At 61.4% G+C, this 17,294-nt stretch carries 8 protein-coding genes; 2 read left to right on the plus strand and 6 right to left on the minus strand.

Annotated elements, in window-relative coordinates; genetic code table 11:
- Nucleotides 1-467: 467 nt before the first annotated feature.
- The 4 genes from TMZ1T_RS15180 to TMZ1T_RS15195 are packed head-to-tail and all read right to left on the minus strand — an operon-like array spanning nucleotide 468 to nucleotide 7,205.
- Nucleotides 468-1,664 carry a DUF3322 domain-containing protein gene (locus TMZ1T_RS15180; RefSeq protein WP_012585834.1) on the minus strand — a complete coding sequence of 399 codons (1,197 nt, stop codon included), beginning with the start codon at nucleotides 1,662-1,664 and terminating at the stop codon, nucleotides 468-470.
- Complete coding sequence (locus TMZ1T_RS15185; RefSeq protein WP_012585835.1) at nucleotides 1,639-5,013, minus strand: ATP-binding protein; 3,375 nt, start codon at nucleotides 5,011-5,013, stop codon at nucleotides 1,639-1,641. Before TMZ1T_RS15185 ends, TMZ1T_RS15180 begins: the two co-directional genes overlap by 26 nt.
- Nucleotides 5,006-5,758, minus strand: coding sequence for a DUF4194 domain-containing protein (locus tag TMZ1T_RS15190; RefSeq protein ID WP_261788971.1), 753 nt, complete (start codon nucleotides 5,756-5,758; stop codon nucleotides 5,006-5,008). The genes TMZ1T_RS15185 and TMZ1T_RS15190 overlap by 8 nt, the downstream gene beginning before the upstream one ends.
- Complete coding sequence (locus tag TMZ1T_RS15195) at nucleotides 5,742-7,205, minus strand: DUF3375 domain-containing protein (protein WP_012585837.1); 1,464 nt, start codon at nucleotides 7,203-7,205, stop codon at nucleotides 5,742-5,744. Before TMZ1T_RS15195 ends, TMZ1T_RS15190 begins: the two co-directional genes overlap by 17 nt.
- A 235-nt stretch (nucleotides 7,206-7,440) precedes the next feature.
- Between TMZ1T_RS15195 and TMZ1T_RS15200 the strand changes: the two genes are divergently transcribed.
- The gene (locus tag TMZ1T_RS15200; protein WP_012585838.1) at nucleotides 7,441-8,322 is read left to right on the plus strand and encodes an OST-HTH/LOTUS domain-containing protein; all 882 of its coding nucleotides are present in this window, start codon (nucleotides 7,441-7,443) and stop codon (nucleotides 8,320-8,322) included.
- Nucleotides 8,323-8,653: 331 nt separating this feature from the next.
- Nucleotides 8,654-13,612: an AAA domain-containing protein gene (locus TMZ1T_RS15205; RefSeq protein ID WP_012585839.1), complete on the plus strand. Its 4,959-nt coding sequence runs from the start codon at nucleotides 8,654-8,656 to the stop codon at nucleotides 13,610-13,612.
- 5 nt (nucleotides 13,613-13,617) lie between these two features.
- Here the strand turns inward: TMZ1T_RS15205 and TMZ1T_RS15210 are convergent, their stop codons facing one another.
- Nucleotides 13,618-15,726 carry a hypothetical protein gene (locus tag TMZ1T_RS15210; protein WP_012585840.1) on the minus strand — a complete coding sequence of 703 codons (2,109 nt, stop codon included), beginning with the start codon at nucleotides 15,724-15,726 and terminating at the stop codon, nucleotides 13,618-13,620.
- A protein-coding gene (locus TMZ1T_RS15215; RefSeq protein WP_407083909.1) for an IS3 family transposase occupies nucleotides 15,723-17,251 on the minus strand; the annotation gives its coding sequence in 2 pieces (ribosomal slippage) (nucleotides 15,723-16,798 and nucleotides 16,798-17,251; 1,530 coding nt in all). Before TMZ1T_RS15215 ends, TMZ1T_RS15210 begins: the two co-directional genes overlap by 4 nt.
- Between the last annotated feature and the right edge of the window lie 43 nt (nucleotides 17,252-17,294).

The raw sequence follows: 17,294 nt of genomic DNA on the forward strand, positions 1-17,294 counted from the left end.
GCGTAGCATAGTGCCCTCAGGCCAGCCTTCACGCCTGCGCAGCCGCTTCGATGTAGCCACCACGAGCGAGTGAGGGGTGCCCACTTCTTCGGGAGGAGGAAGTGGTGGGACTTCTTTCCGCACCCGAGCCGCCGTCTTTCTTGCAGCTTCCCGGACTGCTACCTTTTCAGACGGCAACTTGACCAATCCCGTGGGAACTGCGCCCGAGTGCTTCAGGGGGGGCAGGGGGACCCGGTGCATGACCTTACCCGCTTTGACTTTGGCCCAATACCCCCGACTTGGCAGGGGGATGGCCAAAGACCGGCATATCTTGGCGAGGCCGACGTCAGACAGCCCGTATCGAGGGGCGACAACGGACACCGGCTCAGTCCAGACCTCGTTGTAAAGCGTTTCCCGGTCAACAGGCTTAGCCGTACTCTCCATCTCAGATGCTCCCCTCGAAGCAAGCAATCACCACCCGCCTGATGTTAGCTGCCCTCCATCGCCCCCATCGGGTACGTCGTCGCCGTCCTGATTCGCCCTAGGGCGTAATCCCAGGGGATACGCTCTTGCTCTAACCTGAGCCGGGGACCCCATCGTCCAGTAATCAGACCTTCGAAGACCGAGCGCTCGGACGCGGTCAGGAGGGGTAGCTCGAGCAAGCTCGTCTGCGCCGGCTCCTCCACGCACAACCTGCGATAAGCCATCAGCGTGTGCTCGTCCATTAGGAGCGACTCAACGGCTGGCATTACCCCGCGGGCGACGTTCAGGATTGCGAAGCCATGGGTGTCAATATCTCCCCAGTAAAGGCCCCTGGCGTCACGTATCCAAGGCAGCTGAGAGAGCGTGCTAACCGCGTTGCCGAGCTTCATGAAGGCCACAACACCCTGCAAATCAGGTAGTGCCAAGCCTGTTTCCAGGTTCTCGACAATGAGGGCGGTGCTGGGATCCAGACTCAGGGCGGCCAGCTCTTCCGTAGGCGCTTCGAGGTCACGTAGGCCACCGACCCTGTGCCGCAGAGTCGGGCACAGTATGCGGATACGAACTCTATTGGGCTGCCGGCGAAGACCGCAGATGCTATGGAAATCGCCCTCGGGGATGACGGACCGCAGTTGACGTACCAAGTCCGCAATGAGCCCCTTCCGTTTTTCCAGCCACTTGGTATCGAGGCCCTCCACGGGTAACTGTCGGACCATAAGCCCTGACGCCGGGTTGCGTTCAAGCCAGTCGAGCAAAGCGAACAGCCGACGAAAGTCAGCATCGTCATACTCCGCCAGTACGTTGAAAAGTTTGCTGACCACCGCAGGACCGGACAGCTGAGGCCAACGGTCAGTGATGCTCTGATAGCGAAGCTCAACCTGCTCCCATCGCGAACCATCCCCCACGACTGCCGCCACCTCATGCGGTGTCGCGAACGCCAGGCTTGCGGGAAGTTGCTGCGTGCCCAGACGGCCCCACTGCCGGGACATCCAGGAAACGGAGCCACCTGAAGACCACTCTGCCCACGCTTGGACCCACCTCCTGACGCCTGCGGGGTCGGCGGTCACATCCTTCTCAGTCGGCAGACCAAGCGCCACGGACAGAGGCCATTGCCCTTCGCCGATGAGCCACGATTTCTGCTGATTGGTGTAGCGACGCTGAAGAAGCGCCCGTACATCCTCAGGTAACAGCAGCTTCTTCGTCATCGGGCGTATCCGAATTGAGCTTCAAGCGCTGCGCACCCTCGTCATAGTCAATGAGCACAACCGCCGAGTGCTTGCGGTCCTTGATGTGAACGAAACAGGCACCGCCAATGAAGGGCTCCAGCGTCATGACCGACTTCATCGGCGTTGCGACAATCATCTGGAAGCCAAAGGTTTTGAAGATGTTCATGGCCATCGACGTGAACTCCGCGTCAGCCTTGTCGAAAGCCTCATCGAGGACCACGGTCGAGAACATCGGCAACGCTCGGTCTTGGCCACCGAGCTGGTAACGTAACGCCGCAGCGAGACAGGTCGCCGCGAGCTTCTGCCGCTGCCCACCTGACTTCCCGGCACCACTTTGATAGACCTCGACTTCAAGCCCTGACGCATCGAGTTCCCGGGCGACAAATTCCACGTGTAGGCGGACATCCAAGACCAGGCCTCGCCAGTTCCGGTCGACCGTCTCCTGACTGGAAAAGCGCTTCACCAAGGCGTTCAGCACTTCAAAGCGCCGCTCCGCCATCAATGGGTCAGCGCTGAACGAGTGGCTCAACGACTCCTTGAGGCTCTGCTTGAATTGCCGCACATCGTCGAGCATGCGGTCCGTGGTCTCGATCACCAAGTGCGTCCCTGGGTTGTAGGGCGCAGTCTTGAGGCTCTCGTTGACGAGGTCCATACGGTCGCGAATCGCCTTTCGCTCCTGGTCCAACTGGGCTGAAAGACGGGTGAGATTCTGGTCGCTCTGTTCATGCAGGAGCCGAAGAAAGCGCTCTTCGTACTCGGGCAAACCGTCACCGATAAGACGCGCGAGCTTGGAGAAGAAATCGGGCGCACTCTCAATACTCGGGTCGAGCCCACCAGCCTCGGCCGGCCAGGTCGTTACGAACGTCTGAAAACAGCGTTCGACTTTCTTCTCGTGCTCACCAATGCGAGTGAGCAGGCCGGTTCGTTCGGCCCCGATGCCCCGTTCCAACCGCCCCACAATTTCATCAACGCGCTCCAACTCCATCGGGATGGGAATCTGCGCCAACCGCTCATCGAGTCCAGTGAGCTGAAAGGGCGTCAGAGCGACACTGAGAAGCGCCTCCTGAAGGCCGCTCAGCCGCTTTTCCAAGCTGGCAAGCACAGACTCCTTCGCACGCAAACCGCCCTCTGTCTCATTGGCGGCATTCACAGCATGCTTGTAGAGCCTGTCCTGTTCGACGACTTGGGCATCAAGCACCGCGAGGTCCGGATGCGCCTCTCGCTCCGTCTCGAGTCGCGACTGCAGGTCCGAGATGCGTTCGAGAACCGAACCGACATCAACCTCTGCCCACGTGAGGTTAGCCAACGTCTGGCAATGCATGAGCCGCTCTTCGTTCAACCGTCCGGCATCGACCAATGCCGTAAGCGCCTTCTTGATCTCTTCGATTTCACCGACAAGCGCCAAGGCCTGCTCCTGATACAGCTTGAGCTTGCGCGCGTTGTCGAACCCAAGCACCCATTGGCTCTTGTCACCGACGGGGCGGCGGTCATTCTTTTCGTGGCGGGTCGTGCTGTGTTTGACCTGCCCCTCACGTGTCAGCGCGCGGGGGGCACTTCGAAATGCCTGGACGCTATCGGCGCACTCATAATCGAAGTGCGTCTTCACCTCTTCAAGCAACCAGTCTCGATACGGCCCCGCAGCGAAGTTCAGCTTCTTGACAAGCGAGTTCGAAGACAGCGAGCGGCCGGCGGGGAGAAACTCCGTCATCCTCAGATAAACCAGACGCTCACCGAGGTGCGTGTCGTTGATGTACGCCGACACGGCGGAATAGTGCTTGTCCGACACCAACAGGGAGCGCGCGAATCCACCCAGCACCCGCTCAATCGCCCCCTGCCAATCCGCCTCCTCGGCTTTCACCTCGATGAGCTCGCCTGCGAACGGCAATCGTTCCTCCGGAATGTTGAGTGCCTTTGCCAGCCTCTCCCTGACGTCGAGCATTCTCGCGGGGATGTTCGAGCGCTGCCGTTCCATCGCCTCGATTTCCCGGCGCAACTCCTTGAAGTCGTTTTCTTTCCTGTCCCTAGCCTGGCGGAGCGCGTACTGCTTGTCCGCCTGCTGCTCACGCCACTCGGGCGCCGCATGGACCTGCTGCTTCGACTCGGCAACCAGACCGGCGAACGAGGTCGTGTCCTCCGGGTAAGCCCAGCCCATGGCTGCGCATGCGGCCTGCGCTTTCTCCCGCTTGGCAAGTCGCTCCCTCCTCTGGCCTTCGGCAGTGGAAATGTCGCGTGTCAGTTGCTCAATGAGGTTACCGCCCGCGCCAGCGCGCTTGTCCTGCAAGTCGCGCAGCTTTTCGAACTCGCGGCCCGCCAGCTCACCCAATCGCGCCGCTTCCGCCGCCTGTCCGACAATCTCCGCCTCGGCGAGGCGAATAGCCTCCTCGAGCAGGCTTTTCCGTTTCTGCTCGCGGTAAGGGTCGATGCCTGCGGAAAGCTCATCGAGCTCGTTCTTGGCGAGCCGCGCCGCCTCCAGGCGCTCGGCCTCATCCTTGGCGGGCTGCAGGGTCTCAATCTGCCGTCGCGCATCGACGACGGCACGATGCGCCTCGTTGAGCTCCTGGAATTGCGAAACCAGGCGGTCGGCAAGCTCGAAGGTTTCCGGCGCATCGAGCATGAAATCCCGCAAGAAGGTGTTCAGATCGCCCAGATTCTTCGCTGACTGGGTCTTATGCAGCAGCCTCAAGGCCCGCTCGTTCTCGATCCCTAGCAAATACCGGAAACGCTCCTGATACGCGCTGAACTCATCACGTACGAACGCATCGGGCAAGTCGAACTTGAACCTGCGCGTGTCGAAATCGCTTGCCGGGAAGAACTCGAGCTCACGCACATCAAACTCGCGCTGCAGGACCACATAGAGCTTTCTGGCGTCACGCGTGGCGGTGCTCTTTCCTCTCACCCACAGTACCTGGGCGAGGACAACCACTCGGCCCCTGCCGTCGCGGTAGGTCTCCGAAATCGCTGACCAGGTGGTATCGGGCCGTAGATACTGCGACACGTATTCGCCGGAATCCCCTGTCTGCTGGGACCAAGCCCCGCGGATGTAGGTGATGATGTTGCGGTCCCTGCCGTGGCGCTCCGCTTCGCGAGCCGCAACGTTGAAGTCCACCCACTTCGGCGGCGTCATCAACGCAGCATGCGCATCGAGGATGGTCGACTTGCCGGACCCAGACGGTCCCACGAACAAGTAGCCCTTCTCGGAGATGTCAAAAGTAAAAAGCTTGTCGAAGGTGCCCCAGTTAAAGGTTTGTATCCGCGCAAGTCGGAACTGGCTGGCCTCAGCGCCAGCATCACCAAAAAGGTCGGCCGTCGCGCTCATTTCGCTATTCATCGCCTTCACCCCCGGTATCGGATTCGGCCCCCTCATCCACCTCGTCATCCGCTGCCGACGTCCCAGTCCGCTGCGCCAAGGCTGCGTAAGTACGGGTGAGCGCCATGATCTCTTCTGCCGGAAACAACAACTTCAGGGTCGGGGAGACCTCGAAGCGGTCGTCCGCCCCGCGAATCTTCTGTAGCAAACTGAGCTTCTTCGCCTTCTCAATGGCCGCGATGCGCTGTTTCACAAAGCGCGCATGGTCGACGTTGTCATCCTTCTCATAGACGCTCAGATGCTCCAGCAGCTCTGGCAAGGAGACGACTGCCCGCTCACCCTGAGTGTCTGCTTGGGTGAGTCTCTGCCGCAGAAAGAGCACCAAGACCGACTCGAGGTAGGTCAAGTTTGCTCGCCGCAGCAACACAGGGATCTCTGTATCGTCGGCCGTAACCTGCCGCGTGAACGCGACCTTCTGCTCATGGTCGATGACGAGCTCAAGAAACAGCTCGTGCAAGCGCTCACGCACAACCACCTCGTCGCGCACCAGCACCGGCCAGAGCTTCGTCTGGCGTCGCCCATCGACCGCAGGCCCAAGAAGCAGCTGGACGAGTACCCGTCGGGTCTCCAACGGGAGACGTCCGCTGTCCCCTGGAAATGCCGCCCCGCTGTCGCCGCCGGAGGCTTCAGCCTCCGGGCAGAAACCGTCCGTACCAACCCCCATCGATGTCTCCACCTGAGGATCGTAATCAGTCGAGTAGCTCAAGGGCACGCTCCCTGACAAAGTAGATTGTGGGCACACGCCCCTTGCGGCTGATGCCATCGGCGCCGACCCAGCTGACCGTCTCCAGCTTGTCCGTCAGCTCGCCGTGCTTTGCCCCAAGCGCAACGTAACCCACGACGCTGCCAAACCCCTGTTCTGCCGGAAAGTGTTCGAGCACTTGCCCAATCGTCACCTGCGACATCGACGTGAGCATGACGCGCAGGTGCTCTCGTAGTGTTCGAAAGTCGATTTCGGACTGGCGCACCATGTCTTCGACGACATCGAGTCCAAGTTCGGAGGCCTCGGCCTCGGGCATCGACGCATCGGCAACGCTCAATGTCGGGTCATGCAGTTCCCACTGGCTGACCGAGCGGATACGGCTGCTGGTGAGGTTGAAGAAATAGTCAATGTGGGCGCTCGGCCGCACAGCAGGACGCGCCTGAAGTGCCGCTTGCTGGGCCTCCTTCAGCAGCCCATGGAGTCGGCGCTGCTCCTGGAATTCGCGACTCTGGACAAAGGTCTTGAGGCTGCGCGCGAACTGCTGGACAACGTCGTGCACACCTCCACCTTCGCTCATCAACGTCGCGGTCAGGTTCTGCAGGAAACGGCGCTCGCGCAATTCAAGTTGCTGCGCGAACGGGCGTGCGATGACCTCGTCGAGCGACTCGAGCAACACGGCTGACTGCTCGCCATCGGTGAGCAAACGCCAAAACGCAGAAAAGGTTCTGCCATGCTCACTCTCGGCGATGAGGTCCACCCCCGAAAATAGGGCCTCCAGCACCTGCCCCCGGCTTCCGTCACTCTCCATGAGGCTCTGCCTCAAACTCCGATTGAGCTTGTCGAAAGCATCACGCACGCTTCGGAAATCGTTCGCCAACTCCTCGGCCAGCGAGATGATTTCGCGGGCGCGCTCCAGGGCACGCTCATCGGGCAGCGTTTTCACACCACCGCGTTCGAGCGCTGCTATCTCCCGGTCAATGCGTTCCCGCTCCGCCGTCAGTGCCGCCATACGGGTTTTCGGATTGGTGTCGGTCTCTTCCGCGAGGCGGGACAACTGCTGCATGACGTTTGCCAGACGACTTTCAGTGGCGGAGGTGCGCGGCCGGAGGATGCCGTTGATGAACCGCAGTGCGACCGCTGCATCGGCGGTCAGCTCGAACTCTTCTTCGCTTGCGCCGGGGGGAAAACGCCTCGTCAGCCACCCCTCACCAATCCAATCTGCAACGTAGGCTTGTGCGGTCTGCGGGAGTTCATGTCCATGGTCACGCAAGAGCTCCATCTCGCGAGCCAGTCGCTCGTGGAACACTGAACTGGATAAGGTTTTGTCCTGGTCGAGCAAAAGGCTCTGGAGCAAGCCCATGACCAAAGGAGCTTTGTCTGCAGCAAGCAGCCGCCATAGCGGCTTGCCGCGTAACGCGAGTAAGGCGGCTGAAGTTCGAAGTGCCGTCATGAATCATGCTCCCTCGGAGCGAGGCCTCATTCCATACCAATCACTGCCGGACACGGGCGTCCTGTGAGCCAAGAATGTGTATCGCACCTGCTCCCGAAGCGGACAATATACCAAGTCCATACTGCAAGCCGCTTGCCGACGCCTACGCTGCCCTCATGGATGCAGCCAAGGATGCAAGTATGATGTGGCTCTTATCCTTCGCGCCCCAGCTGCCCGCATTCGCGACCGCGTGACCATGACCTTCGACCTCGAACCGCGACGCTCCGAACAATTCGTCGCGCTCCAACATCTGGTTCAACGCAAGTTGGGTCGCTGCCTCATCCGGCTGCAGCAATACGAGCGGCTCCTGAAGGCATTGGTCGCAGAGCACGACGTTTCCGGCCCTGCACATCGACTGATCGCCATCCGGGACTCGCGCATGGAGGGCCTGTCGAAGAAGACCCTTGGGCATGTCGTCGGAGCGCTGACCGAAAATCTGCTTACCCCGGACTCCATCGCTTCGGACGAAGATGGGGACAACGACCACTCGGCAGAAGAAAATGCCTTTGTCCTTCGCGCCAGGTTCAGGGTCGAGTTATCGGCAAAGCGCCATGAGGAGACGGTGACTGCCCTCCGCGCGCTCGTCGACCTGCGTAACGAACTGGTTCATCACTTTCTCGAGAAGCATGACATCTGGAGCGAGAGCGGCTGCATCACGGCCCAAGCGTATCTGGAGGCCTGCTATGAGCAGGTTGATGAGCGTTACATGGAACTCCAGGCATGGGCAAAGGCCAGCGTGGAGGCGCGCGAGTACATGGCGAGCTTCATGCAAACGCCCGAGTTCAGGGAATTTCTACACCACGGCATCCTGCCCGGAGGGGCCGGGGTCGAATGGGCTTGCAGCACCATCGTGAGACTGCTCCGTGAGGCCGAGGCCGGCCTCGCGCACGACGGTTGGACATCCCTGAATGACGCCATTGCCTTCCTCCAAAAGGAACATCCCGAGCACACCCCACGACGCTACGGCTGCAGCAGTTGGCGGCAGGTTCTGCATGAATCGGGGCAATTTGAAGTACGGAAAGAGCAGGCGGGCCCCGGCTTACCCACGAGGGTGTGGTTTCGGTCCGGCGGCATCTGATGACAAATTACTCTAGCTCAACTCGCCACCCCCCAGTCGGATGAGAACATGGCTGCATGTCACTGACGGTTCTCGATTTCGCGGCGGCGAGCCCGTTGATTGCAGACGTCTGACGCGTGGTGTTTGAGTGGCGTCTCTGCTTGAGTGAGGCTGGCCTTCCTGCACAGCGAGGGATAAGTTGCCCCCGCGCTTGGATCCACAAACAACACCTCGACGGCTCCCGTTCCGAAGCCGAGATCCGCAGCAGAAGCCGGTGACTGGCCAGCGACAGCTGTTCAGTGCTCAGTTACATCGCATTAGAATTAAAGCCCACCTGCATCACTGACGACCGATGAAAAATACGCCTCGGCAGCTTCTGCACAACCTTTTGGATTACATACGAGAGCAGGCCAAGAACGTCGATCCGAAAGGGTTTCGGCTTTCAGCTGCCAAGGGCTTCCTTCGTCGTCGGCCCGAACTCGCAGGCCTCCCGGGCGTCACCTTCGACCTCAAGGTCGAAGGTGACCACACGTGGCTCCAGGTTGAACGATTGGATGCACGCAGACCACCAGCGCCTCCTGAGCATGCAAGTGACCTGCTTGTAGTTGGCGCCGACCCGTTCGGTGCCCCGCCAGTCGTGAGCGAGGCAGGCATCAAGTCGCGCATCACCAGGCTTCGAGAACGGAGACCGGACGATACCTTTGAGGCCGCAGCCGCCGAGATACGCGCCACCGCAGACGCAACCCTGAAAGCATACTCGCCTATCTGGCAGGCCTGGGCTGAGGGCGAACGGCCTCGTAGGAAGACGATTGCGCTGTACGCTGAACTGTTCGCCCTGAAGCACCAGCTCGAGGCGGAAGAGACTGCTCGGCCTCAAGAGCTCGTGTGGGGCATCGGCGTCGCCAGTTGGAACATCCCGGTCGACTCGGACAGGATCGCGTTCGAATATCCGCTAATCACTCAGGCGCTCGAAATCTCCATCGACGAACGCACCATGATGCTTGAGGTGCGCCCTCGCTCTACCGATACTCGCGTCGAGTTGGACGGTTTCACTGCTTGCGCCGTCATCGGAGCGGCCGAACTCGAGCTCGCGGCAAAAGAACACCTGAAGCGGCCTGGCGCCGCGCCAGTGACGCCTTTTGATGCATCGACCTACGGTGACATCCTCCGGCTCGTCGCCAGCAACATGGACAGTGGTGGGCAATATCGGGAAGTGCAGGGAAAGGCTGAGCCCGTCCCACCCCCTGGCTCGAACCTCATCGTCACAGACGAGTGGGTCCTTCTCTCACGCCCCCGGTCCAACAATTACCTGTTTGACGACCTCCGACGCCTTCAGGAAAAGCTCGAGGCCGGCGTAGAGATCCCTTCGGGCCCACTGTCCCTCGTTTCTCCCCCTTCAGATGAGCCGGTCCGCCATTCAGAGATTCGCTTCCGCGGACTATCGACCCGCGGCTCGGGGAGTGGTGGGGGTGCTGCAAGTACGCAAGAACTGTACTTCCCGCTGCCCTACAACGACGAGCAAGTCACCATCATCCAACAGCTCGAGCAGTCCCCCGGTGTGACCGTCCAGGGACCGCCGGGCACGGGCAAGACTCACACAATCGCCAACATCATCTGCCACTACCTCGCGAGCGGGAAACGCGTGCTGGTGACCTCGCGCGGAGAGCAAGCACTTGAGGTGCTGCAGTCGAAGATTCCCGAGGGTGTGCGCAAGCTCACGGTCTCGCTGCTCGCAAGCGACCGAGAGGGTGTGCGGCAATTCCAGGCATCCATCGAGGCGATACAACACCAGATTTCACAGCTGAACCCGGCACTCACCCAACGCGAGATTTCCGAGCGCCAAAGTGCCATTGACCGCGCACACGAGGAACTCGCGCTAATAGACCGGCGCGTAGACGAGATAGCTGCCACGCAGTTGCAAGAGATCGAGGTGGACGGCGTCCCGCAGCGCGCAGCGAAGATGGCCGAATTGGTCCTCTCCGGCCATGAACATTTCGGCTGGTTCGACGATGTCATCGACCTGGACGCCAAACATGCTCCCCCTCTGACGCAGGAAGAGGCAAGCCAGCTGAGAGAGTCCCGAAGGATCCTGCGCGACGACCTGTGCTATGTGGGCGTTCAGCTACCTGCCACGGACGCCCTGCCCAGCGTGGCCGACATCGCTCGACTGCACGAGATTCTTGTCAGAATGCGCCGGCTCGAATCTCGTATCAGAAGTGGCGGGCTTCTTCCTCTCAAGGCAAGTAGCCCCGAAGTACTGCAGGCCGCTCAAGACTTGCTCGCACGAATCGACGCTACGCTCGAAGTCGTCACTGGTCTGGAAGGTCTCGGTGACGCTTGGCCCTTCGCGCTCCGTGAAAAGTGCCGACATGCCAACTTCAAGGCTGAACGCGAGGCCTTGGAGTCGTTGTTCAATGACATCGACACTTTGATTGAAGCACGCGCAGGTTTCTTGAAACGCCCAGTCGATTTCCCTGAGCGCGGACTCACCTGCCAGAAGACGAAGGAAGCCGTTAAGCGCGCCGCCGAGACGGGCAAGCCTTTTGGCTTTATCGCATTCGGGGCGAGCGATGCCAAAGAAAATGTGGGGCAGATTCGGGTTTCGGGCCTTGTCCCACAGTCGACGGCCGATTGGCAACATGTAGACCGGTATTTACAGCTGCACCAGGAAATCCTGTCGTTCCAGGTTCGCTGGAATAACTTTGCGGATGACCTCTCGCTACCACGGCTCGAGGGCGGCGTTGCCAGCCTCCGAAGGATCGAGTTGATCGCGAGCGCCGCGAAGAACGCGCACAAACTGGCGACGGAGCATGACGCCCAACTGGTGGCGAAGGCGCAGGAGGTCTTCCAGCGCGCCCCGCTCAAGGCGCTCACCAGCGATTCAACCGAGCTGCGCTCGGTCCGTGAGCAACTTGACGACCACCTGACAAATGCGACGCTGGCTCAGGCGACTGTCCAACTCGCAACCCTGCAAGAAAAGCTCGTGGGCACGTCAGGGCCGGTTATCGACACGCTCAGATCGTTTGTCCTTCGCGAGTTGGGCAAGGTCGACCTCGAACCAGAGCGCGTTGCGGCAAGGTATGCGGAGTTGCTGGCAGAGCTTCGTCGCCTCGCGGAGCTCGGCACCCATTTGTGCCGAGTGAACGACTACGCTAGCCGCATTGAACGAGCGGGTGGCGTGAAGCTCGCGCAGCGAATCCGGACCGAGGCTGTCGGCATGGCTGGGGAAGACCCAGTCTTTCCTCCGACATGGCGAGAAGCCTGGAACTGGGCACGGGTACGGGCCCACCTGCAGTCGATTGAAGCACGCGAGGAACTCGTCAGACTGTTCGCACGACGCAAAGACCTGGAAAACGGGCTGGCGCGCCTGTATCAGGAGCTCGTTGCAAAATCGGCGTGGCTCTCAACCAAGCGTAACGCAACGCAACGAGTCCTCCAGGCGCTGGCGGGCTACGCTTCCGCCATTCGCCGCATCGGCCAGGGGACCGGCCCGAATGCCACCCGTTATCGACGGGACGCGCGCGAGGCGATGTTTGAAGCCGCTGGCGCAGTTCCGTGCTGGATCATGAGTCACGCCCGAATCTCCGAGGCGATGCCGGCCGATATTGGCGCTTTCGACCTCGTCATTGTCGACGAGGCAAGTCAGTCCGACCTGTGGGCGCTGCCGGCGATTCTGCGCGGAAGGAAGATTCTCGTGGTCGGCGACGACAAGCAGGTCTCGCCGGATGGCGGGTTCATTGCGAGTGCCACAATTAACAATCTGAAGGCGCGCTTCCTGTCGGACCAGCCGTACGGCAACGACATGACGCCGGAGAAGTCCCTGTACGACCTGGCGGCACGAGTGTTCGCGGCGAACCAGGTAATGCTCAGAGAGCATTTCCGTTGTGTCCCGGCCATCATCGCCTACTCGAACCGTACCTTCTACAAGGACAACATCCAGCCACTACGCATTCCGAGCGCTCATGAGCGCATCGACCCTCCCTTGGTGGACCTTTACGTCCCACATGGCATGCGAGATAAGCACAGCTGCAACAAGGCGGAGGCTGAAGCAATTGCCGAGGAGATTGCTGCCATTCTCGACAACCCAAGCCTCGTAGGTCGCACGATTGGCGTTGTCTCTCTGCTCGGCATGGAGCAGGCAAAGCTCATTGATAGCGTCGTACGTCAGAGGTGCGACGCGGCCGAACTCCTGCGCCGCCGGTTTGACTGCGGCGACGCACGGACCTTCCAAGGGAGCGAGCGCGACATCATGTTCCTTTCCATGGTGGTCGACAGCAAGAGCTGCAAGGCACTTTCCGGCACCATGTACGACCAGCGCTTTAACGTTGCCGCGAGCCGCGCCCGCGACCGCATGTACCTTGTCCGTTCGCTCAAAGTCTCGGACCTGTCAGACAAGGACCTGCGTCTCACCCTCGTAAGCCATTTTGACAAACCGCTCATTGCCGATGAGCAACCGGCAGAACTCCTCATTGACCTGTGCGAGTCGGGATTCGAGCGCGAGGTCTTTACGAGGCTCTCGGAGCACGGCTATCGGGTCATTCCCCAGGTCAAGGCGGGCGCATACCGTATTGATATGGTCGTCGAAGGTGCGGGAGACGCCCGCCTCGCCATTGAGCTCGATGGCGACGACTACCACGGACCGGACCGGTGGGCCAACGACATGGCCCGCCAACGCGTTCTTGAACGCGCAGGCTGGGTCTTCTGGCGGTGTTTTGCGTCGACCTGGTCACTGCAAAAGGACGAAGTCTTCGCAGAGCTCCTCTCAAGGCTCCAGGCGATGGGTATCGAGCCGATTGGGGCGATGGAAAGAGTACCCTCGCTGGTCGAAAAGCGAACCTGGACACGTTCAGACGGGGAGCGCTACGGGGCCGACGATCCCGCCGCTTACGTCCTGGAGGACGCAATCGCTCAAGCGAACCGCGAGAACGCCGCGGCGGCATCTCCGACGGAAACCGATGCGCCTCGTTCACCCGAGCCGGCGCACAGCGATGCCCTACCGACAACTACCGAGAGCGACATCGCCTACCTGATCACCGTACAGCAGTACGAGGGCGGACCGTGGTGGACGCGAGCATTCCCTGCGCACCACACCCTTGTTGCTCTTCGTCAGGCAAATGGAGGTCGGCGCGCCTCATCAACCCAGGACGCCGCCGCCGCTGTCAGTGCTCACGTAGATGCAGTCCTCGACGAGTTGCTGGAGAAGAAAATCGCTCCGGCCGCCGAAGCCGCTCACCCTAAACGTGAGGAGGCGATTCGCATTGCGACAGAAACAGTGAAGGCGTCAGGGTGGAAGGCCGTCCTGGTCGACTGATGCGATCAGTGCGCAACCAACACCATCAGATCTGGCGCCCACTTTCCTGAGTTCGGCAGGCGCCTCAGCGCCCAAGCTCGTCGCGCCTCGGCCGATGGGAACAGCGACGGATCTTGCTTTACCACGTCGAGGAGCTCAGAGAAGGTGCGTGCGTCTCCCTCGAAACTTTCTACCAGCGAACATTTCAGTTCTGGATCGCCATTGCCGCGCAGGAGCTGTAATGTTCGCGCTGCATCGGCTTGCCACAACCATGATGCGCCGAAGCTGTCTGGGGCACTCACCAACGGCAGCATTGCGTCAAACAGGGTCTTAGACGGATCTGGCCTGATCCTCATCCAGAAATCCAGTTTTTCTGCAGCTGTTGCCCTGGCCGCGATTTCTCTGCAGAGCTGGATCTGAAGACTGGGCGAAAGCTTGTTGAAGTTAGATTTCAGCACCCCCAGCCCCAGGGGGCTCAAACACAGGAGCAGCTCATCTGGGGCGACGAAGTCGATCAAATGCTCCCTCAGCCACTCCCAGATCAGCGACAGCATCATGCGAGGCCCTTGTGACAGCTCGCCGTAGCAGTTGAAGATCGAGGCCGCTATTCGCGCAGGCTCGCGACCCGGCTCCCGTGCCACGTCAATGAGCACGCGTAGCCAGAAGAGAGGGTCTCGACTGTCCAGTATCTCCTTCCACCACCCAGCCTCAGCTTCTGCCGACTGTGTCCCCGCAAATCGCGCGACCAGGTAGGGGATGAGCACACCGGGGGGACTCGCTGGGACTGCAGCGAGTCGTTCCACCACCGCTTTGGAGCTCTGCAAGATCGTTTTGACAATCTGTCGCCGCGGGCTCCTCGCCAGGCTTTGCCAGTCAAGCATCCAGGAAACATCAGAGAAATTCACCTCATCCAGATCGAACCACCCTGGGAAGAACGAGGCCCAATACTCCGGAATCTCAAGCCGCGGGCGCGCCATCCCAAGGCTCACCGACCAACAAGCACCAATCCACAAGTCCGGAAGCGCCCAGCCAATAGTCATCGAGCTGGGAGTATCCGGTACGACCCCAACCATCCGAGTCAGCACAATCTCCACAATGGAGCGAAGGCCTTCTGGCACGGCCTGTCGACTTAGGTCGCGGGTACTCAACGCACAGAAGATCGCTTCACTGGCACCGACGCCGGCTGCGTCGTCCTGGTACTGAACCAGGACCTGCGTCGCGCAAGCGGCAAGCTCCTCGATTGACAGCAGAGCCAACGCGCGCTGAACCGTAAGAAACCTGTCCGCGTCGAAACACAGCGCCCCCCAGTGCGGGCGTGACTCCCGGGTGATCAGGCGCTGCAGGCGTCCACGAGTGACGAGCTCCACGACAAACCGCGGCGCCAAGGCAACTCGCCCCTGCTCGTCATGCGCCACAAAGACGGTGTCTACAAGGTCCAATCGTGCACGCTCGGTCGCGCGCTCTTCGAGCGTCCGAAACAGACGTAGTCGCTCATCCTCTTCACTCTCCGAGCAGAGCTGCCTGATTAGCCTCGACGGAGTGGAAATCAACCTCTTCCAGTCATCCGGGCCGATACGCCCCCCCCAGGGCAGACCGGGGTCGTTGAACCAATCCCACGCCACGTCTGCAAAAGCGAGGCAGCTCTCGGCATCATCTTGCGCAATCTGCCGAAGTAACTGCTCGCCCGCCTCTGTCGCCTCCAGGTCGGGCAGTCCCGCCACCCCCACGTGGTGGACAACGCGGCACAGCCCCATCAGGTTTCGGGGTGTATCGAACAGCGAATCGTCGCCAAATGCAGCAAGCCAAGTCTCCAGTGCCGACGCGTCGAACGAAGAGTTGGAGGCCGGTGATAGTCGCGCTCCAACCCATTTCAACAGTCGCGCCCTCCAGTCTCGGCGCAACTGCCATGCGTACTCCTTCCAGGTGCTATCGGAATCGATATCAGACAAAGGCATATCTTTGTGGCGCCAATAGGCGCCACCCTGCCCGGCGCGCGGCATCGCGAAAGGAGCACAGACGAGTACTGCCTTGGATGCCCGCTTGAGTAGCGCAGAGACATCCCTCTCACCCTGACTCTCATCGACCTTGATGCAAATGGCGGAACGTGTCAATGACTTTGCGTCACCGTGCTTCATGAATTTACTGTGGAAGCCGGGGTGTTCGAGTCGTCGGTTTGCTCCGTTGCGGGTGGGTTGATCCAGGCTGCGGTCGGCAGCGCTGGGGGTTCGGGGCGGCGCCCCTTGAAGCGCTTGGGGTTGGCCAAGAAGGCGGCGTCCAGCGCGTCCTGTCTGAGCGCACGAGCGGCGAGCGCCTGGCCATAGTGGACGCTGCTCGGGGTCATGTAGCCGATGCCCGAGTGCCGGTGCTCGGTGTTGTACCAAGTGAAGAAGGTCTGGCAGTGGGCGCGGGCGTCGGCGAGGCTGCCGAAGCGCGCGGGGAAGTCCGGGCGGTACTTCATCGTCTTGAACTGCGATTCCGAGTAGGGATTGTCGTCCGAGACGTGCGGACGGCTATGGCTCTTGGTGATATCCAGATCGACCAGCAAGGCGGCCACGGGCTTGGAGCGCATGCTGGCGCCGCGATCGGCGTGCAGCGTCAGGGTGCCGGGCGCGATGTCGTGGCGGGACACGGACTCGGCGATCAACTGTTCGGCCAGTTCGGCGCTTTCACGTTCGGCGATCAGCCAGCCCACGACCTGGCGGCTGAAGATGTCGAGGATCACGTAGAGGTGGAAGCAGGTCCATTTGGCCGGCCCCTTGAGCTTGGTGATGTCCCAGGACCAGACCTGGTTGGGGGCGGTGGCCAGCAACTCCGGTTTGACGTAAGTCGGGTGGGTGAGCTGACGCCGGCGTTCGCGCGTGCCGCTGTCGGCGGCGAGCGCCCGGTACATGGTGCGCACCGAGCCCAGATAGCGCCCCTCGTCGAGCAGCGTGGCGTGGATGGCCGCCGGCGCCGTGTCGCAGAAGCGCTCGCTGTTGAGCACCTCGAGCAGTTCCTTCCGCTCGGGGGGTGCGAGCGCCAGCGGCGGACGGGGCCGTGCCGCGCGGCAGGGGTGCGGTCCGTGAAGGGCTTCGCGGTGCGCGCGTGTGCGCGCCCGGCCCGGCGCACCGCGCCAGAGGCCCACCGCCCGGCAGGCGGCGGCCATGCCAAGGGTCGGGGCGAGTTCGTCGGCGCCGCGCATCATGACTTGTCGTGCGTGTTGTCGATCGGACTGCCCAGCAAGGCAGCAACTTTTTTTTGGACCTCGATGACCAGGTGCGCCTTGTCGAGCTGGCTCTTGAGGCGCTCGTTCTCGCGCATCAGCTGCGCGATTTGGCGCGCTTCGGCGGCGGCGGGATCCGGCTTGGGGCCTCGTTTTTGCGGTGCCAGTGCAGCCAAGTCGGCGGCCTCGCGCTGGCGTCGCCACGTGCTCAGGCTCGACGAGTAGACGCCCTCGCGGCGCAACAGCGCGCCGATCTCGCCGGGCTGGGTGCAACGGTCGGCCGCGTCGAGGATCCGCCGCTTGTCGGCGTTGGAGAACTGCCGGCGTCGGGCGCGCGGCACGACCTCGGTGTCCGCACCGGGCTGCGTGGTCGGCGCCGCCGATCCGCTCGTCTCTTCAGTCGCCCTACGGGCGCCTTGCGAGACGAGCGGATCGGCAGAGGTCTTCAGAATGTGCATCGATGCCTTGGGTTGAGTGGTGGTCGTCATGCCTACCTCGTTG

The sequence above is a fragment of the Thauera aminoaromatica genome, from assembly GCF_000021765.1.
Taxonomy (GTDB): domain Bacteria; phylum Pseudomonadota; class Gammaproteobacteria; order Burkholderiales; family Rhodocyclaceae; genus Thauera; species Thauera aminoaromatica.

What these genes read in the sequence shown, in the direction of transcription:
- TMZ1T_RS15180 (WP_012585834.1), bottom strand. Translation starts at nt 1,664, where the DNA reads ATGACGAAGAAGCTGCTGTTACCTGAGGATGTACGGGCGCTTCTTCAG.
- TMZ1T_RS15185 (WP_012585835.1), bottom strand. Translation starts at nt 5,013, where the DNA reads ATGAATAGCGAAATGAGCGCGACGGCCGACCTTTTTGGTGATGCTGGC.
- TMZ1T_RS15195 (WP_012585837.1), bottom strand. Translation starts at nt 7,205, where the DNA reads ATGACGGCACTTCGAACTTCAGCCGCCTTACTCGCGTTACGCGGCAAG.
- TMZ1T_RS15200 (WP_012585838.1), top strand. Translation starts at nt 7,441, where the DNA reads ATGACCTTCGACCTCGAACCGCGACGCTCCGAACAATTCGTCGCGCTC.
- TMZ1T_RS15205 (WP_012585839.1), top strand. Translation starts at nt 8,654, where the DNA reads ATGAAAAATACGCCTCGGCAGCTTCTGCACAACCTTTTGGATTACATA.
- TMZ1T_RS15210 (WP_012585840.1), bottom strand. Translation starts at nt 15,726, where the DNA reads ATGAAGCACGGTGACGCAAAGTCATTGACACGTTCCGCCATTTGCATC.